This is a genomic window from Bacillus sp. AFS041924 (genome assembly GCF_002577195.1).
GTDB lineage: Bacteria > Bacillota > Bacilli > Bacillales > Bacillaceae_G > Gottfriedia.
Genome location: NZ_NULG01000046.1, coordinates 20,370 through 46,788 on the forward strand (window position 1 = coordinate 20,370; position 26,419 = coordinate 46,788).

At 33.7% G+C, this 26,419-nt stretch carries 27 protein-coding genes; 18 read left to right on the forward strand and 9 right to left on the reverse strand.

The genetic code is table 11. The features are described from left to right. Positions 1-64: 64 nt before the first annotated feature. The 3 genes from abc-f (at position 65) to COC46_RS21935 (ending at position 2,813) form a co-directional block, all read left to right on the forward strand. Positions 65-1,948, forward strand: a complete 1,884-nt coding sequence (abc-f, locus tag COC46_RS13590) for a ribosomal protection-like ABC-F family protein (RefSeq protein WP_098810251.1) — start codon at positions 65-67, stop codon at positions 1,946-1,948. 158 nt (positions 1,949-2,106) lie between these two features. Beyond that, positions 2,107-2,496: a hypothetical protein gene (locus tag COC46_RS22225; RefSeq protein ID WP_176545150.1), complete on the forward strand. Its 390-nt coding sequence runs from the start codon at positions 2,107-2,109 to the stop codon at positions 2,494-2,496. A 110-nt stretch (positions 2,497-2,606) separates the two neighbouring features. Beyond that, complete coding sequence (locus tag COC46_RS21935; protein ID WP_141550904.1) at positions 2,607-2,813, forward strand: VOC family protein; 207 nt, start codon at positions 2,607-2,609, stop codon at positions 2,811-2,813. 41 nt (positions 2,814-2,854) lie between these two features. On the opposite strand, the gene COC46_RS13600 is transcribed toward COC46_RS21935, so the two are convergent. After that, entirely contained in the window at positions 2,855-3,841 is a 987-nt protein-coding gene (locus COC46_RS13600) for a Gfo/Idh/MocA family protein (RefSeq protein ID WP_098810252.1), read from the reverse strand. Between the two features lie 101 nt (positions 3,842-3,942). Here COC46_RS13600 and COC46_RS13605 point away from each other — a divergent pair, with 101 nt between their 5' ends. Continuing rightward, entirely contained in the window at positions 3,943-4,527 is a 585-nt protein-coding gene (locus tag COC46_RS13605) for an LOG family protein (protein WP_098810253.1), read from the forward strand. 523 nt (positions 4,528-5,050) lie between these two features. On the opposite strand, the gene COC46_RS13610 is transcribed toward COC46_RS13605, so the two are convergent. Beyond that, positions 5,051-5,293 (reverse strand): transporter suffix domain-containing protein, encoded by a 243-nt coding sequence (locus COC46_RS13610; protein WP_098810254.1) that lies wholly within the window; start codon positions 5,291-5,293, stop codon positions 5,051-5,053. A 111-nt stretch (positions 5,294-5,404) separates the two neighbouring features. On the opposite strand from COC46_RS13610, the gene COC46_RS13615 reads away from it, so the two are divergent. Both COC46_RS13615 and COC46_RS13620 read left to right on the forward strand, forming a co-directional pair. Continuing rightward, positions 5,405-6,328, forward strand: coding sequence for an ABC transporter ATP-binding protein (locus COC46_RS13615; RefSeq protein ID WP_098810255.1), 924 nt, complete (start codon positions 5,405-5,407; stop codon positions 6,326-6,328). Beyond that, positions 6,321-7,277, forward strand: a complete 957-nt coding sequence (locus COC46_RS13620) for an ABC transporter permease (protein ID WP_176545151.1) — start codon at positions 6,321-6,323, stop codon at positions 7,275-7,277. Before COC46_RS13615 ends, COC46_RS13620 begins: the two co-directional genes overlap by 8 nt. A 63-nt stretch (positions 7,278-7,340) precedes the next feature. Here the strand turns inward: COC46_RS13620 and COC46_RS13625 are convergent, their stop codons facing one another. Both COC46_RS13625 and COC46_RS13630 read right to left on the reverse strand, forming a co-directional pair. Beyond that, positions 7,341-7,583, reverse strand: coding sequence for a hypothetical protein (locus COC46_RS13625; RefSeq protein ID WP_098810257.1), 243 nt, complete (start codon positions 7,581-7,583; stop codon positions 7,341-7,343). 147 nt (positions 7,584-7,730) lie between these two features. Further along, positions 7,731-8,324, reverse strand: coding sequence for a TetR/AcrR family transcriptional regulator (locus tag COC46_RS13630; RefSeq protein WP_176545152.1), 594 nt, complete (start codon positions 8,322-8,324; stop codon positions 7,731-7,733). A 159-nt stretch (positions 8,325-8,483) separates the two neighbouring features. Here COC46_RS13630 and COC46_RS13635 point away from each other — a divergent pair, with 159 nt between their 5' ends. From COC46_RS13635 to COC46_RS13665, 7 genes are all read left to right on the forward strand, one after another. Then, a complete protein-coding gene (locus COC46_RS13635) occupies positions 8,484-9,368 on the forward strand; it encodes an ABC transporter ATP-binding protein (protein ID WP_098810259.1) in 885 nt (294 codons plus the stop codon). Positions 9,369-9,374: 6 nt separating this feature from the next. Further along, on the forward strand, positions 9,375-10,172 hold the full coding sequence (locus tag COC46_RS13640; RefSeq protein ID WP_098810260.1) for an ABC transporter permease subunit: 798 nt from the start codon (positions 9,375-9,377) through the stop codon (positions 10,170-10,172). Between the two features lie 23 nt (positions 10,173-10,195). Further along, a complete protein-coding gene (locus COC46_RS13645; RefSeq protein ID WP_098810261.1) occupies positions 10,196-10,990 on the forward strand; it encodes an ABC transporter permease subunit in 795 nt (264 codons plus the stop codon). Positions 10,991-11,157: 167 nt separating this feature from the next. Then, the gene (kynU, locus tag COC46_RS13650) at positions 11,158-12,432 is read left to right on the forward strand and encodes a kynureninase (RefSeq protein WP_098810262.1); all 1,275 of its coding nucleotides are present in this window, start codon (positions 11,158-11,160) and stop codon (positions 12,430-12,432) included. Between the two features lie 12 nt (positions 12,433-12,444). Beyond that, positions 12,445-13,068, forward strand: coding sequence for an arylformamidase (gene kynB / locus COC46_RS13655; protein WP_098810263.1), 624 nt, complete (start codon positions 12,445-12,447; stop codon positions 13,066-13,068). Positions 13,069-13,080: 12 nt separating this feature from the next. Then, positions 13,081-13,779, forward strand: coding sequence for a tryptophan 2,3-dioxygenase family protein (locus COC46_RS13660; RefSeq protein ID WP_098810264.1), 699 nt, complete (start codon positions 13,081-13,083; stop codon positions 13,777-13,779). Positions 13,780-13,999: 220 nt separating this feature from the next. Next, complete coding sequence (locus COC46_RS13665; RefSeq protein ID WP_098810289.1) at positions 14,000-14,893, forward strand: cation diffusion facilitator family transporter; 894 nt, start codon at positions 14,000-14,002, stop codon at positions 14,891-14,893. A 41-nt stretch (positions 14,894-14,934) separates the two neighbouring features. Here COC46_RS13665 and COC46_RS13670 read toward each other — a convergent pair whose 3' ends face one another. From COC46_RS13670 to COC46_RS13685, 4 genes are all read right to left on the reverse strand, one after another. Continuing rightward, positions 14,935-15,894, reverse strand: coding sequence for an ABC transporter permease (locus COC46_RS13670; RefSeq protein ID WP_255294904.1), 960 nt, complete (start codon positions 15,892-15,894; stop codon positions 14,935-14,937). Between the two features lie 25 nt (positions 15,895-15,919). Continuing rightward, complete coding sequence (locus COC46_RS13675; RefSeq protein ID WP_098810265.1) at positions 15,920-16,837, reverse strand: ABC transporter ATP-binding protein; 918 nt, start codon at positions 16,835-16,837, stop codon at positions 15,920-15,922. Further along, positions 16,830-17,645 carry a GDSL-type esterase/lipase family protein gene (locus tag COC46_RS13680; RefSeq protein WP_098810266.1) on the reverse strand — a complete coding sequence of 272 codons (816 nt, stop codon included), beginning with the start codon at positions 17,643-17,645 and terminating at the stop codon, positions 16,830-16,832. The genes COC46_RS13675 and COC46_RS13680 overlap by 8 nt, the downstream gene beginning before the upstream one ends. 115 nt (positions 17,646-17,760) lie before the next feature. Continuing rightward, entirely contained in the window at positions 17,761-18,564 is an 804-nt protein-coding gene (locus COC46_RS13685) for a formate/nitrite transporter family protein (RefSeq protein ID WP_176545153.1), read from the reverse strand. 375 nt (positions 18,565-18,939) lie between these two features. Here COC46_RS13685 and COC46_RS13690 point away from each other — a divergent pair, with 375 nt between their 5' ends. Continuing rightward, positions 18,940-19,203: a DUF2573 family protein gene (locus COC46_RS13690; RefSeq protein WP_098810268.1), complete on the forward strand. Its 264-nt coding sequence runs from the start codon at positions 18,940-18,942 to the stop codon at positions 19,201-19,203. A gap of 189 nt (positions 19,204-19,392) precedes the next feature. Further along, a complete protein-coding gene (locus COC46_RS13695) occupies positions 19,393-20,310 on the forward strand; it encodes a proline dehydrogenase family protein (RefSeq protein ID WP_098810269.1) in 918 nt (305 codons plus the stop codon). Between the two features lie 175 nt (positions 20,311-20,485). Here COC46_RS13695 and COC46_RS13700 read toward each other — a convergent pair whose 3' ends face one another. Beyond that, positions 20,486-20,626, reverse strand: a complete 141-nt coding sequence (locus COC46_RS13700; RefSeq protein WP_088014501.1) for a YuzL family protein — start codon at positions 20,624-20,626, stop codon at positions 20,486-20,488. A 267-nt stretch (positions 20,627-20,893) separates the two neighbouring features. Between COC46_RS13700 and COC46_RS13705 the strand changes: the two genes are divergently transcribed. The 3 genes from COC46_RS13705 to COC46_RS13715 all read left to right on the forward strand — a co-directional run bounded on the left by COC46_RS13705 (position 20,894) and on the right by COC46_RS13715 (position 26,342). Next, positions 20,894-23,275, forward strand: a complete 2,382-nt coding sequence (locus tag COC46_RS13705) for a 3-hydroxyacyl-CoA dehydrogenase/enoyl-CoA hydratase family protein (protein ID WP_098810291.1) — start codon at positions 20,894-20,896, stop codon at positions 23,273-23,275. A gap of 20 nt (positions 23,276-23,295) precedes the next feature. After that, positions 23,296-24,471, forward strand: coding sequence for an acetyl-CoA C-acetyltransferase (locus COC46_RS13710; protein ID WP_098810270.1), 1,176 nt, complete (start codon positions 23,296-23,298; stop codon positions 24,469-24,471). A gap of 86 nt (positions 24,472-24,557) precedes the next feature. Beyond that, the gene (locus COC46_RS13715) at positions 24,558-26,342 is read left to right on the forward strand and encodes an acyl-CoA dehydrogenase family protein (protein WP_098810271.1); all 1,785 of its coding nucleotides are present in this window, start codon (positions 24,558-24,560) and stop codon (positions 26,340-26,342) included. Positions 26,343-26,419 lie beyond the last annotated feature (77 nt).

The window sequence follows — 26,419 nt, forward strand, 5'->3', positions numbered from 1 at the left end:
TGAGTTCAATAGTCTATGGCTTTTTTCTATGGATTGGTACGGAAAAATAGAAGGAGAATTAATCATGATTGCATGTAGTATAGAAAAAATTTCAAAAATGTTTGGTGGAAATTCATTATTTACGGATTTATCATTTCAAGTTCATCAAGGTAGTCGCGTTGGTTTAGTTGGAGCAAATGGTAGTGGTAAAACTAGTATCTTTAAACTTTTAACAGGTATTGAATCGCCTGATAGTGGTTCAATTCACTTTAAAAAAGGATTAAAAGTTGGTTATTTAGCGCAGATCCCTGTTTTTCCGGATGAGATGACAAGTAGAGATGTATTATTAACAGTCTTTGAAGAATTGCGGAAAATAGAAAATGAAATGAAGCAATTGGAAATAAAGATGTCGAATACAATCGACGAGCGTACACTAGAACAATTGCTAATAAGTTATGGATCATTACAAGAGAAATTTAGTAATAATGGCGGATATGAGATGGAAGCGTCGCTTTCAAAAATTGCCAATGGATTAGGAATCACTGACTTACTTTCTAAACAATTTGCTTCCTTAAGCGGTGGAGAAAAAACAAAAATCGGATTAGGAATCGTTCTTTTACAACAACCAGATTTATTATTACTTGATGAGCCAACAAATCACCTAGATTTATCAGCCATTGAATGGTTAGGCTCGTACTTAAAGGAGTATGAAGGAACAATCATTGTCATTTCTCATGATCGATATTTCTTAGATGAAGTGGTCAATCATATTTTAGAATTAGAAGACGGAGAAATTATTGTTTATCATACAAATTATTCTAGGTATGTTGTTCAAAAAGAGGAAAGATTATTAAAAGAATTCCAGGCTTATGAAGAGCAGCAAAAGAAAATTCAAAAGATGAAAGAAACGATCAAACGCCTTAGAGAGTGGGCTAATCAGGCAAATCCACCGAATGCTGGTTTGCATAGAAGAGCTAGAAGTATGGAGAAGGCTCTAGAACGAATTGAAAGATTAAAACGTCCTATTTTACAAAAAAAGAAAATGGCATTTCAACTAGAGGAATCTGGTCGAAGTGGAAAAGATGTCATTGTAGCTGAAAATCTCTCAAAATCTTTTGCGGACAAAGTTTTATTTAAACAGCTTAATTTCTCATTATTCTATGGAGAAAGAGCAGTGATTGTAGGGAATAACGGTACAGGAAAATCAACTTTATTAAAAATGATTTTAAGTCAAACTGAAATTGATGAAGGAAAATTAAAGCTTGGCAGCAGTGTGAAAATTGGTTATTTATCTCAACATTATGAACCAATCCATTCGGATCACACAGTACTACAAGAATTCAGAGAAGAAGTACACGTTACAGAAGGTGAAGCGCGAAATATATTAGCTGGTTTCTTATTTTATGGTTATATGGTTTATCGAAAAGTAAGCCAACTTAGTGGTGGAGAGCGAATGAGATTAAGATTGGCTCAACTTATGTATCAAGATATTAATTTATTAGTCGTAGATGAGCCTACTAACCATTTAGATATTGAATCTAGAGAAGTATTAGAAGATGCTCTAGAAAAATTTAAAGGAACCATTCTTTCCGTCTCGCATGACCGTTATTTCATCAATAAGCTATTTTCAAAAATTTACTGGTTAGAAAATGGAACTCTTTTCGAATTTATTGAGGAATACCAAGTCGCGAAAGAAAAAATGACATTATATCGAAATAAACAAGAAAAAGAAAAAGCAGTAAAACCGAATTTGGATTCTAAACCGATAAAAAAATTAAAAACCAAATCACGAAATATAGAAGACATTGAAAATGAAATCTATCAGTTAGAAGAAGCGATCAGTGAACTAAATAAGCAAATGATGCTTGAAAATGATCTAAAAAGTTTACAGAAATATCATCAAGAATTGGAAGTATTAGACTTAAAAAGTATGTCTTTATATAAAGAACTTGAAGACTGTATTGAATGAAAAAACACGGTAAGCATTTAATTATGAATACTTTTAAAAACGTATAGGCAAAATCATCAATTAAATGAAAGTATTAGATAAAGTACTTAGTACCTGCTCATGTCTCAAATAGAATTAATAAGCTATAAGGATTACGATTCTATTTAGGTGGTGAGTATATGTTTTATGATGATCTATATAGCAGATATCCTGGTCCAGGATATGCACAACCTGGACATGGACCAGGTCAGGGACATGGGCCAGGACACGGTCCAGGACACGGACACGGACCAGGACACGGACACGGACCAGGACACGGACACGGACACGGACACGGACCAGGACCAGGACACGGACCAGGACCAGGACACGGACCAGGACACGGACACGGACCAGGACACGGACATGGGCCAGGACACGGACATGTGCCAGGACACGGTCCAGGACATGGACATGGACCAGGACATGGATTTCCAGGACCAGGAGGGTATTGGTCAGGAGGATATTATATTTTTCAAGGAAGAAGATGGCACTTTATCCCTGGGGTTGGATGGGTTATTGTATTATAAAAAATAATAGAGCTGATTAATTATTTAATCAGCCCTTACATATAATCAAATAAATTACTTAAGAAGATGATTGAAATGAGAAGAGTGATTAAATTTGAGCTTGCCAAGTATTGAAAAAGCACTTAATTATGCTAAATATTTCGAATTCAATCGATGTAACTTCGATCGATGAAGTAATAGATAAAGTGATAAACAATGGTGTAAATACAGTAGTTCCTAAGAAGGTAATTCCTCAAATGGGTTATTTTCCATACTTTATCGATAATCAAGATTACTCTTTGGACTATCAGAAGACGATACTAATTCTCAATAAATAAAAAATACCAGTATCCAACTAATCGGATGACTGGTATTTTTATTAATTTTTTTCTACTCCAAAAACAATTCCGCCTTGTTTTCTAGCAGATTCTGTTACAGTTAAAACTATTTTACTAAGCTCTTTTAAATTTTCATATTCTACTTGGTTAGATTCTTTAATAATGCGAGTAATATTTTGGATTTCATATAGCATATCATTTTGTACTTGGCTAACTTCCAATGATTCACGTTCCTTTGATTTATGGTTGATCAAAGTAATTTTTGATATTGGAGATGGTTTATCAAGAACTAAAGAGCCAATCTCACCTGTAATCTCACTTTCAATATAGGATTGAGAGACTTTAGAGCATTGGATGCTACAAGTGAAGTCTTCATAATTTAAAACTAGTGTTCCACTACCATCAATACCGTTTCGCAGTTTTACAGGTAAATAATTTACAGAAGTCGGTTTTCCAAATAAACCAATCACTACATAAATCGGATATACACCTAAATCTACTAATGCACCACCAGAAAAATCAGGAGAGAATACATTTGGATTTTCTCCTCTAAGGAATGCATCATATTTAGAAGAGTATTGTAGATAATGTAAATTAGCACTTCTTATCTGACCGATTTTTGCTAGACCTTCCTTTAAAGCTGTAAAGTTTGGGGAGTGGAAGTTACGTATTGCTTCAAATAAAAATACCCCATTTTCTTCAGCCACTTTAAAGGCATGATCTAATTCTTTTGTTGTCGAGAAGATTGGTTTTTCACATATGACGTGCTTTTTATTTTTTAAAAATAAAATTGTTTGTTCATAGTGTAATGAGTTCGGCGACGCTATGTATACTACATCGATTTCAGGGCTTTTTGCAAACTCTTCGATGCTCGTAAAAAACTTAGGAGCATCGTGCTTTGAAGCAAATGCTCTTGCGGTTTCTTCATTTCTAGAATAGATCGCAGTTAAATTAAGTAATTTACTATCTTTTGAAGCTTCGATAAAACTTTCTGTAATCCAGCTTGTTCCAATTGTACCTAAATTCATCATTTTCAACTCCTAAAAAAACTTAGTTAACTTTATCTTTACAATCCTAATCGAAAGATATGTTAAAATAAAGTAAAATACCTCGAAGGAAGTGACATTTTATGAAGAAAATTTGTGTTTATGCTGGTTCAAATCTTGGGAATAGAGAGTCATTCAGTCTTCAAGCTAAAAAACTAGGTGCTCTATTTGCTAGTAACAATATAGATTTAATCTACGGTGGATCAAGACTAGGAATTATGGCAGAAATCGCAAATGAAGTTTTAAAGCAAGGTGGAAATGTCATTGGCATTATGCCAGGTGGATTATTTCGTGGAGAAGTTGCTCACAAAGGACTGACGCAATTCATTGAAACAAAAACAATGCATGAGCGTAAAGCTTTAATGAACGAAATGTCCGATGGTTTTATTGCGCTGCCTGGAGGAATTGGAACTTTCGATGAATTATTTGAGATCATTTGTTGGTCACAAATTGGAATCCACAATAAGCCAATTGGTTTATTAAATGTTGATAACTACTTTACCCCTGTACTAGATTTACTTAAACATGCTGTAAAAGAAGGATTTATGCGCGAAAATACATTATCTTTAGTTGTTGTTTCGGACAATGCAGAAGAATTACTAAAACTTATGCAGGATTATGAACAGCCTGTTATACAAAGTAAATGGAAGCAATTAGAAGGTAAATAAGGTCAGTCTGAAAATCAAATTTTTGGGACTTTGTCTACTCACTAGAACCCACAATTTTGTGGGTTTTTTCTATGTTATTGAATCTTGCTCAAATTTTTCCTAACTTTTTAGAGACTTTAATCTTAATTTCAATGAAATTTGTAAACATATTAACAGCATTAGTCGATAGATCAACGAGATTTTCCAATAAATCAACAGATTTGGACGATAGATCAACGAGATTTAGTAATATATCAACGAAGTTCACGACTTTATCAACGAAGTTCACAACTTTATCAACATTGTTCAATTATGTTCGCGTTTAATCAATTTGAATTGGCTAGTTATCAACATAAAGAATCTACATTTAATAACACCAACAAGCTTTATGAACAAAAAATACTCGTTTATGCACAAAACTGGGTGGTTTATGAACAAAGTTCACAGCTTTATAAACAAAGTACATATTTTGTTCGTATTCTGTCCACAAACATAAAAAATGGGTGCCTCTTAAGTATCCGAACTTAAAAGACATCCCCTTCAATCAGTTTTCTTGCTTCCTTCTATTTTTAAACCACTTTGCAGGATTCAATTTTTTACGATAGTTAGTCATAACATCTTTACCCACAAAAACTCCACCAATCCAAAACATTGCTTCTCCAAGAATAACTAATAGAGCGATTAGACCAGCTTTAAAGCTTCCTGAAACAGGTAAAAAAGGTAAAGCAAAGATTAGTAAATATGGAATAAATGAGCCAAATACTAAGTAATATGGTATTCTTTTCATAAAGTTCTCCTTTCAATTCCTTCCATGAGAATAGCATTAATTATTTAGAAAAGGAAGGGGAAAACTTTAATAGTTATCTAGAGATTACGAAAGATATAGGGGGCCTAAAAGATGGAGCAAGCTATTGTTCTTGAGCTAAAAGGCGTAAATAAGACGATTAAGAATCAAGAAATTATAAAAGATATTAGCTTTGAATTATATAAGGGTGAGGTTTTAGGGCTACTTGGGCCAAATGGTTCAGGGAAAACTACGACAATGCGTATGATTGTTGGTCTTATGAGTATCACTAGTGGTGAAATTTATATCCATGGCCATTCAATTAAGGACAGCTTTAAAGAGTCGATTAAGCAAATTGGAGCTATGATTGAAACGCCTGCTTTTTATCCTTTTTATAGTGGATACAAAAACCTAATGTACTTTGCACGTATGTTAGAAGGTGTTTCAAAGGAGCGAGTACTTGAGGTAATCGACTTACTTGGTCTTTCAAATGCAATACATAAAAAGTTTTCAACGTATTCTTTAGGGATGAAGCAAAGATTAGGAATTGCTCAAGCATTATTACATAATCCTTCAATTTTAATTTTAGATGAGCCAACTAATGGATTGGATCCGGCCGGAGTTAGAGAAATCCGTGATTATTTAAAACGTATTGCGGAAGTTGAGCAAACGGCTATCTTACTATCTAGTCATTTATTATCTGAGATCGAATTGATTTGTGATCGTTCAATTATTATTCAAAATGGTCAATTTGTTGAATCAATTGAGCTGAATGATAATGATGGAGAGAAGTTATTTATTGAAGTAGTTGTAAAAAGTACTAGAGCATTTGAAAGTAGTTTTGCAAACATAGACAACAAGTACAAATTTGAGATTATTAATGATGAAGCAATTATTTTTGAAATGAATGAAGAGGAGATTCCTTCTTTAATGAGAGAGTTAGTGTTGGCTGGAATAGATATTTATTACGTAACACGTAAAAAAGAAAGGTTAGAAGATTTGTTCATTCAATTGACAGGGGGAAATGTCATTGAGTAATTTTATTGGATTAATAGATAATGAACTACGCAAAATATTCGTTCAAAAGTCATTCATCATTTCGTTAATTATTTTATTTATCTTTATCATCGTACTAGGTAGATGGGATTATGTAGAAAAGGAAAGTGGAAAAGCCAAGGTTGAAAATTGGAGATCCGAATTAAAAATAGAAAATAAAAAGATTGAAGAAGTATTAGCAGAACAAAATCAGTCGGATTTACCTGCATATGCAAAAGAACAAAAAGAAACATATGAAATCAATAAGTATCGCCTTGAACATAATATCTCACCAATTCAGCAACATACAGTTTTGGACTTTATGAAAAAAGGTGCAGTCGTAACGAACTTTATTGGAATCCTTCTTATTTATTTTGCAAGTAATATGATGTCAAAAGAGCATCAATGGAAAACGATTAATTTCTTGCTAGTTAAACCATCAACGAGAAGAATGATCTATTATGCAAAATTTATAAGTTTGGCAATTTTATATTTCGTCTTTTCATTTGCAATCATTATTTATTCTTTTATTATAGGAAGCGCACTCAACGGGTTAAGTTTTAGTACACAACCAATTTTACAATATGTAAATAACCATGTAGTAGAGCAGGGGATTTTACCAAGTTTACTAAATGATTATTTAATTAATCTCCTACCATACTTATTTTTTGTAGCTGTTGCTTATTTTTTATCAACGATTTTAAAGACAAGCAGTATTTCTTTATTAATAAGTATAATTCTACTAGCAACTTCAGATGTCATAGGAACATTATTAAGAACAAAAGACTGGTCTAAGTTTCTACCATTTATGCACACGGATTTAACAGTTTACACAAATGGCATCAATATTGAAAACGGGATGAGAATTGAGTTTTCTATTACCATATTGGTCATTTATATTTTGTTCTTCCTTGTTTTTGCTGGTGAAATCTTTAAGAAGAAGGACGTGTAAAAGGATAAGGCATTTTTGCCTTATCCTTTTAGTGTGTAGACAAAGTCCCAAAAAATTTGATTTTTATTTTGTCTTAATCATTGTTCCATATGGAATTGTGTTAGTGTTAGAGGTTTTGTAGATTGAGCAGACATTAACTTGTGCTGATTTGTTGTACTCCCATTTTAGACAGGCAGTTTGATTGTATTCTTTCGGGGAATCTGTGGTGAAAAAAATAGTAGCTAGACTAAAAATAGTAAATCCACCAATTAGGCCTCGTTTTATTTCATCGCAATTTTCTTTAAACCATCGAATAGTTTTGCTCATAGTCTCCTCCAAGATTAAAAGTAAATGATAGGTAATTCATTCTATGAGCAAAAGGAGTAAGATAATACAAATCGATGGATAAGTTTACCTAGAAGAATATTCCAAATAAAAATGTACCCTTGCTCTAAGCAAAGATACATTTTTATTTTAGTCTTCTTGTTTAAGTAATCCATATAAGAATAAATTCATAATTTCATCTATTACTTCTTTTTGTTGGATATATTGTGAGGTTGTTGGATCCATATTCAAAAAACCTTGGCTTAAGACTTGGATATAGATTAATAATGTTTTATTTTGAACCTCGTTTCGTACGAGTCCAAGTGAACGTCCTTCATCGATTAATGAAGTTAACAATTTGAATGATTTGTTCATTGTAAAGTCTAAAACTAATTCTTGCAGTTTGGGGTCTTTTTTCATTAAGGCTGTAAACATTTCAAGATTGATCATATCTATACCTTTTTTCTTACGAATAAAAAGTTCTTTAATTTTTTCATTAAAAGGAATTTCACTTGAAAGGATTTGTTTTGTTTCATCATATTGTTGATCCATTAGTCGAACAATAGTTGCCTTTAATAATGCTTCCTTACTGCCATAATAATTGTAAATTGATACTTGAGATACATTGGCTAATTTTGCAATATCTGCAATTTTTATATCATTTAATGGTAATGACAATAATGAAGTTGTGCTTAATTCAATATTCTCCATTTTCTGTAGAGTTCGTTTTTTATATCCGTCCAATATCTGTACCTCCGTCATTATCTATACAATAGTATATCATCTTTTGAAATAATTTATTAAGAATATTTCAAAATGTATTCTCATTTTAGGAATTGAGGTATATACTAATTTTGTAATAGTCGTATTTAAATATTTCAAAACTATGCAGGAGGTTCATTTATGTACGCGATTGAAATTAGCAATTTAACAAAGACCTACGGCAATTCAAGAGGAATCTCAGATATAAGTTTTAATATAGAAGAGGGAGAAATTTTTGGATTTATTGGTCCAAATGGCGCGGGTAAATCAACAACAATTCGAACTTTACTGTCTTTAATTTATCCAACAAGTGGCAGTGCGAAAATATTTGGAAAGGACTGTATACAGTTTGCTCCAGAAATCAAAAAAGAAATCGGTTATTTACCATCTGAAGTTTTTTATTATGACAATATGAAAGTAATGGATTTGTTAAAATACTCAGCTAGTTTTTATAAGAAAGACTGCACTAAACGAATGAAAGAATTAGCAGAAATCATGGATCTCGATTTAACGAAGAAAATTGATGATTTATCGTTAGGTAATAAAAAGAAGGTAGGGATTGTTCAAGGATTACTTCATGAACCGAAGTTAATCATATTGGATGAACCGACAAGTGGGCTGGATCCTTTAATGCAACAAAGATTTTTTGATTTGCTGGAAGAGGAAAATAAAAAAGGAGCTACGATTTTATTTTCGTCTCATATATTAAGTGAAGTTCAACGATTGTGCGATCGCGTTGCAATTATTAAAGAGGGTAAGATTGTTACGGTTGAAAAAATCAGTACGTTACAAGAAAACAATTACAAACGATTTAAAATAGATATTCAAGATGGAATGGATCCAAATTTCTTGAATCTGTCAGGTGTAAATAATATTGAAGTAAAAGGTAAAACAATTAGCTTTATTTATAAGGGGAATATTAATAAAGTTTTGAAAAAAATAGCAGAAATTGAAATTGAAAATTTATGGATTGAAGAGCCAGATCTGGAGGAAATTTTCTTACATTATTATGAAAAGGAGGCCTAATAAGCAATGAATATTTTTTTACATGAATTAAAAGCTTATCGGAAATCCACCTTCATTTGGACGGCTTCTTTAATGGCAATCGTTGTTTTTTTCTTATCGCTTTTTCCAGCCATTGCAAAGGACTATGCAGAGTTTTCAAAGGTGTTGGAGGGTTATCCTGAAGGAGTAAGAAAAGCTCTTGGACTAGAGATTGAGAGTTTTGGCAACATATTGGGATTTTACTCATATGTATTTATCTATATTTCTCTTTGCGGTGCGATTCAAGCGATGATTTTAGGGACTTCGATCGTTTCAAAAGAAGTACGTGAAAAAACGGCCGATTTTCTTTTAACAAAACCAATAACTAGAACAAAAGTTATGACTTCTAAAATTTTTGCAGGCGTTGTCTCACTAGCGATTACGAATGTATTTTATCTAGTATCAACTATTTTGATGGCACAGCATGTAAAAACAGCCGATTTTAGTAATCAATTGATTATTTTACTCTCTATTTCGTTGTTTATTACTCAGCTACTATTTTTAGGAATAGGTATTTTAATTTCAGTTGTGTTTCCAAAGATAAAAGCAGTTCTATCAATCTCGCTAGCTATTGTTTTCGGATTTTTTGTAGTTGGTATGGTAGTTGCTACAGATGAAAGCAATGCAAAGCGATTTCTATCACCTTTTAAATATTTTGAACCTAAATATATAATTGCTCATTCAAAATTTGAAACTCAATTTTTAATTGTATCTATTGGAATTATTTTAATTTCGATCATTACAAGTTACGTAATTTATAAGAAGAAGGATGTTCATGCAGTTTAAGTAAAAGGAAAGGGAGGGTGGAAATGAATCTATTTATTAGAGAATTGAAGACTTATCGTAAATCGATTATTTTTTGGAGTATCGGTATCGTTTTTTTAGTAGGTAGTGGAATGGCTAAATATAAGGCAACTGCTTCGAATGGTCAAATAACCGATCTGTTTAATCAAATGCCAAAATCTCTTCAAGCAATCATGGGTTCAGGGGCTTTAGATTTATCAAAGGCAAGCGGATATTTTGGCATATTAGTTTTATATTTATATTTAATGGCAACTATTCATGCGGCAATGCTTGGAGCTAATATCATTGCAAAAGAAGAACGAGATAAAACAGCAGAGTTTTTATTTGTAAAACCTACCTCTAGAGTAAAGATCATCACGTCTAAATTAATGAGTGCTTTAGTAAACATTATAATTTTTAATGGTATTACGTGGATATCTAGTATATTAATAGTTGGTAAGTATAGTAAAGGTGAGGCTGTAAACGGTAATATAGCAGTTGTAATGGTCGGTATGTTAATTTTACAGCTACTATTTTTAGTAATTGGCTCAGCTATTGCTGCCGTTAGTAAAAATTCGAAAAAGGCTGCATCATATGCAACTGGTATTCTATTAATCACATTTATCTTGTCGATTGCGATTGACTTGAATCACAAAATTGAAGGATTGAAATATCTAACTCCATTTAAGTATTTTGAAGCGAAAGATATTATGTATGGTGGAGGGTTTGACGGTATTTTTACGACGATCTCAATTGGATTGATCATCATCTTAACTTTGATCACTTATATTTCGTTTAAAAAACGGGATTTACATTTGTAAAAGGAATTAAATGAAGAATAAATTGTGCCAAAATCTAAGATAGGGATATTTTGGATTTGTTGGCACTTTTTTATTTAATATTATATTCGGAAAATATTGACATATAGTATTAATCGCAATACCTTTAATATAGTAGGTTATTTATTGCAAGGGGGGTAAAACAGGGGATGTTTCAACCAACAAAAGAATTTGCAGAATTACTAGATCAAAAAGATTCTTTAGCGATTTATCGTAATGAGTTCTACTTACAACCTAATACAATCTATCTTGATGGAAATTCGCTAGGACTTCTTTCAAAAAGAGCAGAACAAAGTTTACTAGATTTATTAGATTCATGGAAGACACTTGCAATCGACGGATGGATGCAAGGCGATCATCCATGGTATTATTTTGCGGAAAAATTGGGAGCATTAAGTGCACCATTAGTTGGAGCAAAAGAGAATGAAGTAATCGTAACAGGTTCGACGACTACAAATCTTCACCAATTAATTGCATCTTTTTATCACCCAACCGGTCAGAAAACAAAAATATTAGCAGATGAGCTAAACTTTCCATCTGATATTTATGCGATTCAAAGTCAATTAAAATTAAAGGGCTTTGATCCAGAGACCCATTTGATTCAAGTTAAAAGCCGCGATGGCCGAACAATTAGAGAAGAAGATATTATTGAAGCAATGACTGAGGAAATTGCACTAATTATTCTTCCTACTGTTTTATATCGAAGTGGACAATTATTAGATATAGAGAAATTAACGAAAGCTGCACATGATCGTGGAATTATGATTGGTTTTGATGGATGCCATTCTGTTGGAGCAATTCCTCATCAGTTCCATGAATGGGATGTGGACTTTGCTTATTGGTGTAATTATAAATATTTAAATAGTGGACCAGGTGGAGTAGGAAGTTTATTCGTTCACGAAAAGCATTTTAGTACAATGCCTGGACTAGCTGGTTGGTTCGGTTCAAACAAAGAGAAGCAGTTTGATATGAAGCATGAATTTACACCAGCTGATACAGCAAGTGCTTATCAAATAGGTACACCTCACATTTTAAGTATGGCTCCACTTGTTGGCTCACTTGAAATGTATAAAGAAGCTAACATTGAAAAAATTCGTGAAAAATCATTACACAGTACAGCTTATTTAATGAGCTTAATAAATGAAGAATTAAGTGAGTTTAATTTTACGATTGGTAATCCACTTGAAGATTCAAATCGCGGCGGACATGTTTGTCTTGAACATGATGATGCGGCAAGAATTTGTAAAGCATTAAAGTTAAACGGAATTGTTCCTGACTTTAGAGCACCAAACGTAATTAGACTTGCACCGATTGCTTTTTACACTTCTTATGTAGATGTTTGGAATAGTGTACAAATCTTAAAGAAAATCATGGTTGAGAAGCAATACGAACAGTTTAAAAACGAACGAGAAATTATTGCTTAGGAGTTGTATGGAATGTCATTAATCGATATATCAAGAAGATTGCAAGATGGTATGCCAGTATGGCCAGGTGATACGAATTTTTCATTCGAATTGAGCTGGACTAAAGAGGAAAGTGGTTCGGTTAATGTTGGGAAGTTAACCTTAAGCACCCATACAGGGACTCATATTGACGCACCTTTTCATTTTGATGAAAACGGTAAGAGAGTAATCGATTTAGATCCTAATTTATATGTTGGAATTGCAAAAGTAATTGAGATGATTGAAGTAGATCGTATTAAAAAATCAGACTTACAAGCTTTTCAATTAGATGGTGTAGAACGTTTATTAATCAAAACAAATTCTTGGAAAAATGATAGCGTTTTCCCGGAGAGGATTCCACATATTGAAAAGGACGCAGTAGCGTTTTTACATGAAAAAGGAATTAAATTAGTTGGAGTAGATGTACCTTCAGTTGATCCGCTTGATAGTAAGGATCTAGAAGCGCATCATGCACTACAACATGCTGGAATTCATATTTTAGAGTCGATTGATTTAAGAAATGTATCTCCAGGAGAGTATGAACTTATTGCATTACCACTACCATTAACTGATGCTGATGGTAGTCCAGTACGAGCAGTTTTACGTAAATTAGTTTAGGGGGATAAAGACATGACACAAGAGCAAAAAAAACTGACAGACTACGAAAAATATATTCGAACAGATGAATTATTAAGTTTACAAAAACCTGATGAAGAATTATTTTGTCCAGATGAATTAACGTTTCAAACAGTTCACCAAATTGCCGAGTTACATTTTAAATTAATCATCCAATCTATTCATTTTGCAGATAAACATATGCGTGCAAAAGAGATTACAAAAGCAACACATCACTTACAACGTATTAATAATCACCTAGTACATTTACCAGCAGTATTTGATATGGTAAAACTAGTAAGCCCAAGTGATTATCATATTATTCGTTTAGCTTTAGGAAGAGGTAGCGGTCAAGATTCACCAGGATTTAATGAAATTTTAAAATTAGGTCCAACACTTTGGCAGCCTTTTAAAGAGCTATTAGATGAAAATTTACTTACAACAGTTCAATTACATCAAGACGCAGCTAAAAACTTTGAGTTATTCCAATTAATGCAAGAGTTAACATGCTTCGATGAAAGATTCCAATCTTTCCGCAGATTGCATATTCAACTTGTGCGTCGCATGATTGGTATGAATACAAAGAGCTTAAAAGGAGTACCAGCAGAAGCATTAGAACGTGCGGTACGATTTGAATTTTATCCTGAATTATGGCAAACAGTTTGTGATTTAACAGACTTAACGGGTTCAAGCTATAATCCTAAGCCACTATAAGGGCAGGAGAGAAGAAAAAACAGATTCGTTTTGAATCTGTTTTTTTATGTTTATTTGATTGAAATGATCATTGTCTACAATATAAAAACATAGTGAAAAAGCAAATTTTTGGGACTTTGTCTAATCATTTGAATCTGCTTTTTCTTTTTACTTAAAATGGAAAAATTGCATTATGGGTAAGATAAAGCCATATGATTTTTTATTAGGGTGGGGTGAGTTCATGGAGAAAAGTCTTCAAAAGCAATTAGACTTTGCTGCTATGTTAAGCATTGTTTCCTATTTAGTTCTTGCAACTGTGAAAGTACTAGTTAGTTTTTATACAAATTCTAGTGCTCTTTTAGCAGATGGACTTAATAATGTGACGGATATTGGTGCGACTTTAGCCGTTTTTATCGGCATTAGAATTGCAAGAAAGCCAAGAGATTTAGACCATCCCTACGGTCATTCAAGAGCAGAACAAGTAGCTACTTTAATAGCGTCCTTTATTATGATGTCAGTTGGTTTACAGGTCATCATTGAAAATAGTCGGTCGCTGTTTGTTGGGGACTTTGAGACTCCTAATAGGCTAGCGGCAGTAGTCGCGTTTGCTTCTGGAATTTTTATGTTTGGCATTTACTTCTATAATAATAAAGTCGCAAAAAAAACGAAGAGTAAGGGTCTTGAGGCATCAGCGAAAGACAATTTGTCGGATGCATTAGTAAGTTTCGGAACGACGATTGGTGTCCTTGGTGCTTCTATTGGTTTCCCAATTATTGATCCGATTGTTGCCATTTTAGTAGGTTTTATAATTTGTAAAACAGCGTGGGATATTTTTTATGATGCTACCCTTTTATTAACAGATGGTTTCGATCCTGCTGAAATGATTCTTTTTACTGAAACTGTTCATAAAGTGCCAGGTGTACATAAAGTAGTTGATCTAAGAGCAAGAATGTATGGAAATACAACAATTGCAGATGTAGTCATTGAAGTAGACGGCGGAATAGACGTCAGTAAAAGTCACGGCATCACGGACCAAATTGAAATGATATTACATGAACAACATGGAATTCAGTATACGCATATTCATGTGGAGCCAAAGAGCAAGTTAAAGGGAAAAGATAGAGTAAAGGAATAGGGAAAGAGTTATTAAACTTTTCCTATCCCTATGATCCTATTTTAATTCATATCTTGTTTAACAAATACAATAAAAGAGATTAATAATGCTGATAGTCCCCATATTGATAGGTTCATTAGAGAGAAGTGCATGTTTAGTCCTTCTATGGATGGGAGTTGACCGGCTAGGTAGTCGGTTAGGCCAAGGTTTACACTAAAGAAGTATTTTGCTCCAGACCATGATGTGGCCAGTCCACTTAGTACGCTACCTGTAATTAGCGCGGCAAGCATAATCCCCATTGCAGCGGGTGTCGTTCTAACTAAGACAGATACCATAAATGATAGCGTTCCAATTACAATACAAACGAACCATGCTAGTCCAAATGCCATTATGATGTATTGCCATTGTGGAATTAGTTGAACTGAGTCCGTTAATAGCTGATTATTTTTGATGACAAAACCTGTTAATACAGGAACTGTCCAGCCTTTAAAACTGAAAACGAAACCTGAAACGGCGTAGGCCATTATCCCATATAGGACGAGAAGAAAAGAGATTAATAAACAAATTGATATGTATTTACTAAGTAAGACCTTCCATCTTTTGATAGGCCGGGTTAGTAGTAGTTTTATCGTGCCATCGCTTCGTTCACCGGATATTATATCGATCGTTATGACCATGACTAATAAAGGTAAAAGTAACCATCCTATACTTTGTTCAATTAATTTTCGGATAAATGTAGGAGCACCTGGCGTAGTAGGATTTATGTCATTATCCAAATAATATTGCTCCTGATCAATTTGAACCTTTAACCAACTTTTCCATTCTTCAGGTATTCCTGATGAGTTTAATCTATTTTGTTGATCGACTATTTTTTGTTGAAGTGCTACTTTCCAATTATCAGTACCTAGTCTTTTAATTGTTTCTTCAGTTTGCTGCAATTGAGCATAAACAAAAATAGGGATTAGTACTCCTAAAATGCAAAAGATAACGAGTATTCTTCGTTTCCTAACCATCTTTTCAATTTCGTTAAAGACGAGTCTAATTAGCTCAGCCACGAACTTCGCCTCCAGTCATTTCCATAAATAAATCTTCCAATGTTTCAGACATTGTCTTAACGCCATTCACTTGTACGTCATTTGCAACGAATTTTTGAATAACTTCATTAATTTTTAAAGGTGACATACGACAGAGTATAACCCCATCCTTTACAATCACATCTTGAATCGAGGAATCCTTCTTTAATAATTCTAGAGCTTTCTGTATTGGAGAAACACGCCACTCAACTCTTTCAGCAGCTTCTTTTATTAATTCTTTTACTGTAGAAACTCTAACCATTTTACCTTTATTAATAATTCCTACTCGATCACAGATCATTTCAATTTCACTTAATAAATGGCTTGAAATAAACACACTTATATTTTGTTCCTTTACGAGCATATGAATAAATTCTCGTAATTCACGAATACCAGCTGGGTCCAAACCATTTGTTGGTTCGTCTAAAATAAGAAGCTTAGGACCTCCAAGTAAAGCTTGGGCAATACCTAATCTTTGTTTCATTCCTAGCGAATACGTTTTTACTTTTTCATGAATTCGATCAGTTAATTTTACTAAATTAACTACTTCATTTATTTTTTTATCATCTTTGATTCCTAACATTCTCGCAAATTGATTTAGATTTTCCCAACCAGTTAAATATCCATACAATTCCGGGTTCTCTACAATACACCCAATTTGTCGCATGGCCTCCTTGAAATGAGATTTAACCGAAAATCCAGCAATTTCGATCGTTCCTTTTGTTGGTTGGATTAATCCAACTAGCATTCGAATAGTGGTTGTTTTTCCAGCCCCATTTGGACCTAGGAAGCCAAATACTTCGCCTTCATTTACTTCAAATGAAATTTGATCAACTAGGACTTTTCCTTTAATGCTTTTAGTAACTCCATTTAATTTAAGAACTTTATTCATTTGACTCACCTCGAAGCTGACTTCCTATTTTACTTGTTAAGCGATTTGCCATTTCAATATAACCGTGTCTGTTCGGATGAAAATGGTCAGTGTACAAATACTTATTTTCTTCGTTATAAAATAGATCAAATGTTGGAATTACGTATGCATTGTTAATTTGAAGTACTGAAGTTTCGAGAAGATTATTCCATCTTGAAACAAAGCTTGATGAGGCATCCAATCCTTGAACATTATGAAATGGATTATAATAACCAAACGCATAGATCGATGCTGTAGGATTTTTTTGACGGATTAGTTTAAAAATTGATTGTAAATTACGTTTAAATGTTTTTTCATCTGGTCGATATGACTTTATAAATTGTTCATTTAATTGATTAGCACCAGGGAATAAGTCGTTACTCCCAATAGAAAGAACAATTATGTCCGCAGAGCCAATCGTTTCTAGTATGTTTTTTTTCTTTAAATCATTTAATAAATTTGAAGTTTTAGCACCACTAACAGCTAAATTGGTTATAGAAGTTGTTTGCTTATTTTCTTTTTGAAGAATGGTCTTTAATCTTCCAACATATCCTGTTCCTTCATCATCACCGACACCGCGAGTTAGTGAGTCTCCTAAGGCAACGATTTTTAGTTTTTCGCTTTTATGACCTTTATCAGTACTCTTTTTCTGATCATTACTATTAACAATTAGTTTGCTTTTTTGTGGATTTAAAACAGTATAGGCGCCTTTTGCGAAGCCATAAGATAATAAAACAAAACAAATTAATGAAACGAACATGATTAACCGAACGAAATGATTGTATTTCAAAATTCACACCACCAAAAAAGGAAAAATTTTCATTTATTAAATCATTATTACCATAATAAAATCAGATTTGCACGAAAAAACCTGTCTTCAAAAAACAAAGACAGGTAGATTCGTTTTATGAAGCGCGTTTTAGTTCTTTTACTTCTAATTTTTTATCGTTGTTTAAGTAGAAATATGCCATTCCGACACCAACCGAACCACCAATAATATTTCCAATCGTAACAGGAATTAAATTATGCAATACATCACTAAAAGTAAATGCGACCTCATGTGGCATAATATAGGATAATGTGAACACGGCAATATTTGCGATACTGTGTTCATAACCAGAGAAGAAGAAAGCAAAAACTAATAAAAAAATCAGTAGCATTTTAGCCAAATCATCTTTAAATCTTGTCGGTAAAAAACAAGCAAGACAGACAAGCCAGTTACATAAAATACCTTTAAAAAATAAGTGTAAAAATGGAGCGTGAATTTTATGGTCGACTACACCAGTTAAAAAATGGTCAGCAGGAAAATCTTTTGCTAAACCTGTAAAAAAATAAATACTCGCAAATATAAAAGCACCAATAATATTACCCGAGTAACATGCAACCCAGTTTTTTAATAAATCCTGTTTTGAAGTTTTTTTAGCTAATGTTGAGAAAGTAAAATACATCGTATTACTAGTGAATAACTCTCCACCACCATAAATAATCATTATTAATGCTGTTGAGAAAACAAGTGGATAAGCCACGGTTGAAAAGGGTGAGTCCTGCAATCTAAATAATTCCGCTAATTTTAAACATACAATTAGAATAAAGCTTATATAAACAGAAGCTAATGCAGCACGTGCTAAGTATTTAACTAAGCTTTGATCGAGAATTTTCTTTTTTTTAAGGGCTAATTCAATACAATATTGGATACTATCGCGTTCCAAGTAGATTCACTCCTTAGGCGTTCTTTAAAAACACATACATAGTATACAAACAAAAAACGATTACAAATTTGTGAAACTGTGAACAAATTATGAAATGTAAAACGGAGCTGAGATAAAGGTATAGGAGTAGGATATTGAAATGGACAATGGGGGGAAAACGTATGAAATCTTGACGAGTTCAGCTTCCACATTCTTAGATAACAGCATTATTTACAAAAATAACTATGATTTATTATTTTTACTTTACATTTTTAAATAATCATCTAAATAGTGGTTGAAGATATAATATAATTTCAGTAGTAAACAGATTTCGGTAAAAAAAGGAAAAAGTATTCAGTTTGAAAAAAGTTTAATAAATTTGGAGAGGTGATTTGATTGGCAAATGAGTTTGAAGAAAAATTTGATGCGTTACTAAAAAAATATACAGAATTGTTATTAGGAGATTGGTCGGAGGAAAAACAGGCAAAAGTGGAAAAATGGGTTATGTATACATATATATCAAAATCAATGCCCGCTTTAACAAAACACTGGAATGATACGTATCCACAAGCAAAAGAAGAGGTTATTAATTTAATAAGAGAAATTAAAACATTAAACGACCAACATAGAGAGGCTATGGCAAACAAAAAGAAGCAATAATATTTATCCATAATTTTCAAAGATGACGATAAGTATAAGTTATGATAATATAATGTTAAGTAAGGGCATACATTTTTCAATAAACAAAATTCGACAAATTATTAAATAATTGTTTTAACGAAATTCAATAAATGATACATTAGTAATATATAGAGAGAAAAAGTAAAGTTAAAATCTGGGGGTAAAGTAATGGAACAAGTTATGAAGAATGCTTTTTTATTTATGTCTAAAAATAAGTTTTTAACTAAAATGGCTAAGAAATATGGCCTAAGATTTGGTGCAGCTCGTTTTGTTGCAGGCGAAACAATTGATTTAGCTACAAAAGTTATTAAGGACTTAAATAAAAAGAATTTAAAAGTAACAATTGATTATCTTGGAGAATTCGTAGACACGGTTGAAGAAGCAAATGAAATGGCAGATCACTGTATCGAAGCAATCGAAGCGATTGGTAAGGAGAAATTAGATTCTCAGTGCTCACTAAAAATGACTTCTATGGGTCTTGATATTTCAGACGAGCTAGTTTTAGCAAATATGCGTCGCATTTTAGAGGCAGCTAAAAAGAGCGGTGTATTCGTTACAATCGATATGGAAGACTTCTCTCGTTGTGAAAAAACAATTCGAATCTTTAAGCAATTAAAATCTGAGTACGACAATATCGGAACGGTTATTCAAGCTTATTTATACAGAACTGAAGCTGACATCGCAGATTTAAATAGCTTAAAACCTAACTTGCGTTTAGTTAAAGGTGCTTATAAAGAGCCAGCAGAAGTAGCTTTTCCAGAGAAAAAAGATGTGGATGAAAACTTCAAAAAAATTATTAAAATGCACTTGTTAAACGGTAACTTTACTGCGATCGCTTCTCATGATGAGGCTATGATTGAGTACACAAAACAATTAGTAAAAGAGCATAATATTCCAAATGATCAATTTGAGTTCCAAATGTTATATGGAATCCGTATAGAGCGTCAATTAGAGCTTGTTAAAGAAGGATATAATATGCGAGTTTATGTTCCTTATGGTACTGACTGGTATGGATATTTCATGCGTCGTCTTGCAGAACGTCCTGCAAACGTTGCATTCGTGTTAAAAGGTATGTTCAGTAAATAATTTTAAAATTAAAGAGGCTAACTAAAAAGGATTGAGTGAGGATCCTTTTTAGTCAGCCTTTTTCTCTTTTACAGGATTTTTTGTGATAAGTAAGTTATTAGTAAAACAACATTATTCTTATAATTGCTTAGATCATACATGTCCTAATTTTGCTATTAGTTTTGAGTGAAAAAGTTTACTGCCCCATATTTTTCTTGCCGTACTGCTGATTGTTACTTTGTCTTCCTTTTTCCTGCTTCTGATCTCCATGACTCGCATTACCTTGAACACTTGCTGCACTAACTCCACCCTTTGATGGGTTTCTTTCACGTTTCATTTCTTATCACCTCCATTTCTTAGACTAACCTAATTAAATAAACTTATAAGTAAAAAAATGGTACAAATTAAAAAAAGCAGAGAGAGTATAAAATTAAGGAAAAGAATATAGGTTTAGAATAAAATTTACTAATTTGAACTTTTTGTTTATTGCGAAAAATGAGAATTTATCATATAGTGAAAGAAGAGGTGCTCATTGATAATGGATTGTTGTATCCAGAAAGTGAATGAGTATTCATTCAAGAAACGAGGAGGAGAAATGCATATGATCCAAAGAATAAAAAAAGCCGCTGTACTCGGCTCCGGTGTGATGGGATCTGGTATCGCTGCACACTTGGCAAATATAGGAATTCCAACTTTACTACTTGATATTGTACCAAGAGAACTAACGGAGGAAGATGCTGCAAAAGGTCTAACTACTGACTCCAAAGAATTTCGTAATCGTTTTAGTCAAACGGCTATTCAGAAATTATTGAAACAAAAGCCAGCTCCTCTTGCATCTAAGAAAAACTTAGCACTAATTCAATCAGGTAACTTTGAAGATGACATGGGTCGTTTAAGCGAAGTTGACTGGATTATTGAAGTAGTCGTTGAAAATTTAGCGATTAAAAAACAAGTATTAGCTAAGGTTGATGCTCACCGCAAACCTGGCTCAATCGTAAGCTCGAATACATCTGGTATTTCAATTGAAGCAATGTCTGAAGATTGTTCAGATGACTTCAAAAAACATTTCTTAGGCACTCACTTTTTTAACCCACCACGTTATTTAAAATTATTGGAAGTTATTCCTACTAAACATACATCTGAAGAAGTACTTACATTTATGAAAGGTTTTGGAGAAGACGTTTTAGGTAAAGGCGTTGTATTAGCAAAAGATACTCCAAACTTTATAGGAAACCGGATCGGAACTTACGGATTACTTGTAACTGTACAAGAAATGCTAAAAGGCGGATACAGTGTTGGAGAAGTTGACTCTATTACTGGTCCAATGATTGGGCGTCCTTCTAGTGCAACATTCCGTACATTGGATGTAGTTGGATTAGATACATTCATCCACGTTGCAAACAATGTATATGACCTTGTAGAAGGCGAAGAGAAAGAAGTTTTTAAAGTTCCAGCATTTATGAAGGAAATGGCGAACCGTAATTGGCTTGGAAGTAAATCAGGTCAAGGATTTTTCTTAAAGCAAGGTAAGGAAATCTTGGAATTAGATCCAAATACATTTGAATACGGAGAAAGAAAAAGCTTGCGAACGGCTTCTACTGAAAGCATTAAACAAGTGAAAGGCTTAGCAAATAAATTGAAAGCGCTTGTATATGCTGATGACCGTGCAGGAAATTTCTTATGGAGCATTATTAGCCCGGTATTAGTTTATTCTGCTGAATTGTCTGGTGAAATTTCTGATAACATCGTTGGAATTGATCAAGCAATGAAATGGGGATTTGGCTGGGACTTAGGACCATTTGAAATTTGGGATGCAATTGGCGTTTCAAAATCGGTTGTTCGAATGGAGAGCGAAGGCCAAGTAGTACCAAATTGGGTTAAGAATATGATTGATAGTGGTAATGAAACTTTCTATAAACAAGACAATGGAGTTACTAGTTTTTATCATAACGGCCAATACGAAGAGTTAGTAAGAAACAATAAAGAAGTTAAATTAAGTGTTTTAAAAGAGCAAGGTCGAGTGATTAAGCAAAACTCTGGCGCGAGTTTAATTGACCTTGGCGATGGAGTTGCGTGTTTAGAATTCCATACAAAGAGCAATGCAATTGGTATGGATATTACTCAAATGATTAATTATGCAGTTGATGAAGTATCAAAAAATTATAAAGGCTTAGTTATTGGTAACCAAGCTAAAAATTTCTGCGTTGGTGCTAATTTAGCAATGATCTTAATGGAAGCTCAGGATGACAACTACTTTGAAATCGAAATGGTTGTTAAAGGATTCCAGCAAGCAATGATGAAAATTAAGTACTCCGATAAGCCAGTTGTTGTAGCTCCTTATGGAATGACATTAGGTGGTGGTGCTGAAATTTGTTTACCAGCTGCTAGCGTAGTTGCGTCTTCAGAAACTTATATGGGCTTAGTAGAAGTTGGAGTAGGCTTAATCCCAGGTGGAGGCGGTAGTAAAGAGCTTTACATTAAGCAATTAAAACAATTCCCAGAAGGAGTTGAGTTTGACTTACAAAGTCTTGCCAATCGAGTATTTGAGACAGTTGCTATGGCAAAAGTATCTACTTCTGCTCAAGAAGCATTTGAAAATGGTTTCTTAAACGATCGTGATCACAAAGTATTTAATGCAGACCACTTAATTTATGAGGCAAAACAACGTGTACTTAAGTTATATGAAGCTGGTTATAGCGCTCCAATTCGTGAAAAAGTACCGGTAGTTGGCGAATCTGGTTATGCAACTTTATTAGCGGGTGCAAATTCAATGTACTATTCTGGCTATATTAGTGAGCATGATTTAACGATTGCTAAGAAATTAGCGTATGTCATTGCTGGCGGAAAAGTACCATTTGGAACGTTAGTAGATGAAGAGTATTTATTAAATATTGAACGTGAAGCGTTTTTAAGTTTAATTTCTGAAATGAAATCTCAAGCACGTATGCAACATATGCTTGTTAAAGGAAAACCGTTACGTAATTAATGGGAGATGGAGGGAAGAACATGAGAGAAGCTGTTATTGTAGCGGGTGCGAGAACACCTGTAGGTAAATCGAAAAAAGGATCACTAGCAACAGTTCGACCAGATGATTTAGGAGCATTAGTTGTAAAGGAAACATTAAAGCGCGCAGGAAATTATGATGGTCCAATCGATGATATCATCTTTGGTTGCTCATCACCGGAAGCTGAACAAGGATTTAATATGGCGCGTAATATTGGGGCACTTGCTGGATTACCGCATTCAGTTCCAGGAATTACAGTTAACCGTTATTGTTCTTCTGGTCTACAAAGTATCGCTTATGCAAGTGAGCGAATTATGTTAGGTCACTCTGAAGCTATTATTGCAGGTGGAGCAGAATCAATGAGCTTGCTTCCAATGGGAGGGCATGTTGCTCGTTTAAATAGTAGATTAGTAGAAACGCAACCTGAGTATTATATGGGTATGGGGCATACTGCTGAGCAGGTTGCTAATCGTTATGGAATTTCAAGAGAAGATCAAGATGCTTTTGCAGTACGCAGTCACAGGCGTGCAGCAGCAGCTATTAAAGAAGGACGTTTCGTAGACGAAATCGTTCCAGTTGATGTAACACTACGTTCAGTCAACGCAAACAATAAATTAGAAGAAAAGCATTTTACTTTCTCTCAAGATGAGGGTGTTCGTGAAGGGACTTCTTCTGAAGTATTAGCTAAATTAAGACCAGCGTTTAATGTGAGAGGTTCTGTAACAGCTGGAAACTCTTCACAAACAAGTGATGGAGCTGCAGCAGTACTAGTCATGGACCGTGAAAAAGCAGAAGCGGAAGGGCTAAGCCCATTATTAAAATTCCGTTCTTTTGCAGTAGCTGGAGTAGCACCTGAAGTTATGGGTATTGGACCAGTTGAAGCAATTCCAAAAGCTCTTAAATTAGCAGGATTAAGCTTATCTGACATTGGATTATTTGAATTAAACGAAGCTTTTGCTTCACAATCGATTCAAATTATACGTCACTTAGGTCTTGATGAGGATCGTGTAAACGTAAATGGTGGAGCGATTGCATTAGGTCATCCACTTGGCTGTACTGGATCTAAACTAACATTATCTTTATTACATGAGATGAAGCGTCGAGGAGAGCAGTTCGGTATTGTAACAATGTGCGTTGGTGGCGGAATGGGTGCTGCTGGAGTATTTGAATTAGTTTAATAGATGTACGTAAATAGATTGTTAGAATCATGTCTTTTATGAAGAGTATTTTCAAACAAGTAAATAGAAAATAGGAGGAATTTTCGATGGAAAAAACAATCGGTAACTTACTTAAAGGCGGAAGCTTTTTAACAAATGAAGTGACTTTTGATAAAGTTTTTACACCAGAGGATTTTACAGATGAGCATAAATTAATTGCGAAAACAACTGAAGATTTCGTAGTTAATGAAGTATTGCCTGAATTAGAATATTTAGAGCAACACGAATTTGACCGTACTGTAAGACTATTAAAACAAGCTGGTGAGCTTGGTCTATTAGCTGCTGATGTTCCAGAAGAATATGGCGGAATTGCACTAGACAAAATTAGTTCGGCATTAATTACTGAGAAAATTTCACGAGGCGGTGGATTCTCACTTTCTCAAGGAGCACACGTTGGAATCGGTACACTTCCTATCGTATTATTTGGAAATCATGATCAAAAGCAACGTTACTTACCAAGTTTAGCATCTGGAGAAAAATTTGCGGCTTATGCATTAACTGAGCCAGGTTCAGGATCAGATGCTTTAGGAGCAAAAACGGTTGCTAAATTAAATGCTGAAGGAACTCACTACGTCTTAAACGGTGAAAAACAATGGATTACAAACTCTGCATTTGCTGATGTATTTGTCGTCTATGCAAAAATTGATGGAGAGCATTTCTCAGCGTTTATCGTTGAAAGAGGATTTGAAGGAGTTTCGACTGGCCCAGAAGAAAAGAAAATGGGTATTAAATCATCTTCAACTCGCACGCTGATTTTAGAAGATGTAAAAGTACCTGTAGAAAACCTTTTAGGTGAAATTGGAAAAGGTCATGTTATTGCATTTAATATTTTAAATATTGGTCGCTATAAATTAGCTGTAGGTACAGTTGGTGGATCAAAACGTGCTTTAGAATTATCTGCAGTGTACGCTAACCAACGCCAACAATTCAAAACGCCAATTGCGAAGTTTAGCTTAATCCAAGAAAAATTAGCAAGCATGGCAACAAAAATTTATGCAAGTGAAAGCTCAGCATATCGTACTGTAGGACTTTTTGAAGATCGCTTCAGTCAATTAACTGAAGAACAAGCAAAGGATCCGAAATTAGTAGCAGCTGCTGTAGCAGAATATGCAATTGAATGTTCTCTAAATAAATTCTTCTGCTCAGAAGTATTAGATTATGTAGCAGATGAAGGAGTACAAATCCATGGTGGATATGGCTTCATGGCTGAATATGAAATTGAGCGTATTTACCGTGATTCTCGTATTAACCGTATCTTTGAAGGAACAAACGAAATTAACCGTTTAATCGTACCAAGCACTTACCTTCGAAAAGCAATGAGTGGAGAGCTACCATTACTTCAGCAAGCACAACAAATTCAAGAAGAGTTAATGATGCTAATGCCTGAAGAAGTTGGAGATGCTCCATTAGAGCAAGAAAAATATTTAGTTCGTAATGCGAAAAAAATCGCAATCATGATTGCTGGATTAGCAGTTCAAAAATTCGGTAAAGGATTAAGTACTGAACAAGAAATTCTAGTAAATATTGCTGATATCGTAAGCAATCTTTACGCAATGGAATCGACAGTTCTACGTACTGAAAAAGCGATTAATAAAGTAGGTTTAGAAAAATCTAACCAAAAATTACTTTATACTCAAGTATTCTGCCAAGAAGCATTTAATGAGATTGAAGCTCATGCGAAAGAAACGCTTGTAGCTGTTGAATCAGGTGATACATTAAGAATGATGACGTCAGCTCTTCGCAAGTTTACACGTCATACGCCAGTTAATGTTATTGCGAAGAAGCGTGAGATTGCAGCTAATGTTTTAGCTGAAGAGCGCTATACTGTTTAAATTGAAAAAACTGCTGATCTTTTGATTGGCAGTTTTTTCTTAATTTCATTTGTTTTGAAAGGATAATTTTCCCATGA

What these genes read in the sequence shown, in the direction of transcription:
- abc-f (WP_098810251.1), top strand. Translation starts at nt 65, where the DNA reads ATGATTGCATGTAGTATAGAAAAAATTTCAAAAATGTTTGGTGGAAAT.
- COC46_RS22225 (WP_176545150.1), top strand. Translation starts at nt 2,107, where the DNA reads ATGTTTTATGATGATCTATATAGCAGATATCCTGGTCCAGGATATGCA.
- COC46_RS13600 (WP_098810252.1), bottom strand. Translation starts at nt 3,841, where the DNA reads ATGAATTTAGGTACAATTGGAACAAGCTGGATTACAGAAAGTTTTATC.
- COC46_RS13605 (WP_098810253.1), top strand. Translation starts at nt 3,943, where the DNA reads ATGAAGAAAATTTGTGTTTATGCTGGTTCAAATCTTGGGAATAGAGAG.
- COC46_RS13610 (WP_098810254.1), bottom strand. Translation starts at nt 5,293, where the DNA reads ATGAAAAGAATACCATATTACTTAGTATTTGGCTCATTTATTCCATAT.
- COC46_RS13615 (WP_098810255.1), top strand. Translation starts at nt 5,405, where the DNA reads ATGGAGCAAGCTATTGTTCTTGAGCTAAAAGGCGTAAATAAGACGATT.
- COC46_RS13625 (WP_098810257.1), bottom strand. Translation starts at nt 7,583, where the DNA reads ATGAGCAAAACTATTCGATGGTTTAAAGAAAATTGCGATGAAATAAAA.
- COC46_RS13635 (WP_098810259.1), top strand. Translation starts at nt 8,484, where the DNA reads ATGTACGCGATTGAAATTAGCAATTTAACAAAGACCTACGGCAATTCA.
- COC46_RS13640 (WP_098810260.1), top strand. Translation starts at nt 9,375, where the DNA reads ATGAATATTTTTTTACATGAATTAAAAGCTTATCGGAAATCCACCTTC.
- COC46_RS13645 (WP_098810261.1), top strand. Translation starts at nt 10,196, where the DNA reads ATGAATCTATTTATTAGAGAATTGAAGACTTATCGTAAATCGATTATT.
- kynU (WP_098810262.1), top strand. Translation starts at nt 11,158, where the DNA reads ATGTTTCAACCAACAAAAGAATTTGCAGAATTACTAGATCAAAAAGAT.
- kynB (WP_098810263.1), top strand. Translation starts at nt 12,445, where the DNA reads ATGTCATTAATCGATATATCAAGAAGATTGCAAGATGGTATGCCAGTA.
- COC46_RS13660 (WP_098810264.1), top strand. Translation starts at nt 13,081, where the DNA reads ATGACACAAGAGCAAAAAAAACTGACAGACTACGAAAAATATATTCGA.
- COC46_RS13665 (WP_098810289.1), top strand. Translation starts at nt 14,000, where the DNA reads ATGGAGAAAAGTCTTCAAAAGCAATTAGACTTTGCTGCTATGTTAAGC.
- COC46_RS13675 (WP_098810265.1), bottom strand. Translation starts at nt 16,837, where the DNA reads ATGAATAAAGTTCTTAAATTAAATGGAGTTACTAAAAGCATTAAAGGA.
- COC46_RS13695 (WP_098810269.1), top strand. Translation starts at nt 19,393, where the DNA reads ATGGAACAAGTTATGAAGAATGCTTTTTTATTTATGTCTAAAAATAAG.
- COC46_RS13700 (WP_088014501.1), bottom strand. Translation starts at nt 20,626, where the DNA reads ATGAAACGTGAAAGAAACCCATCAAAGGGTGGAGTTAGTGCAGCAAGT.
- COC46_RS13710 (WP_098810270.1), top strand. Translation starts at nt 23,296, where the DNA reads ATGAGAGAAGCTGTTATTGTAGCGGGTGCGAGAACACCTGTAGGTAAA.
- COC46_RS13715 (WP_098810271.1), top strand. Translation starts at nt 24,558, where the DNA reads ATGGAAAAAACAATCGGTAACTTACTTAAAGGCGGAAGCTTTTTAACA.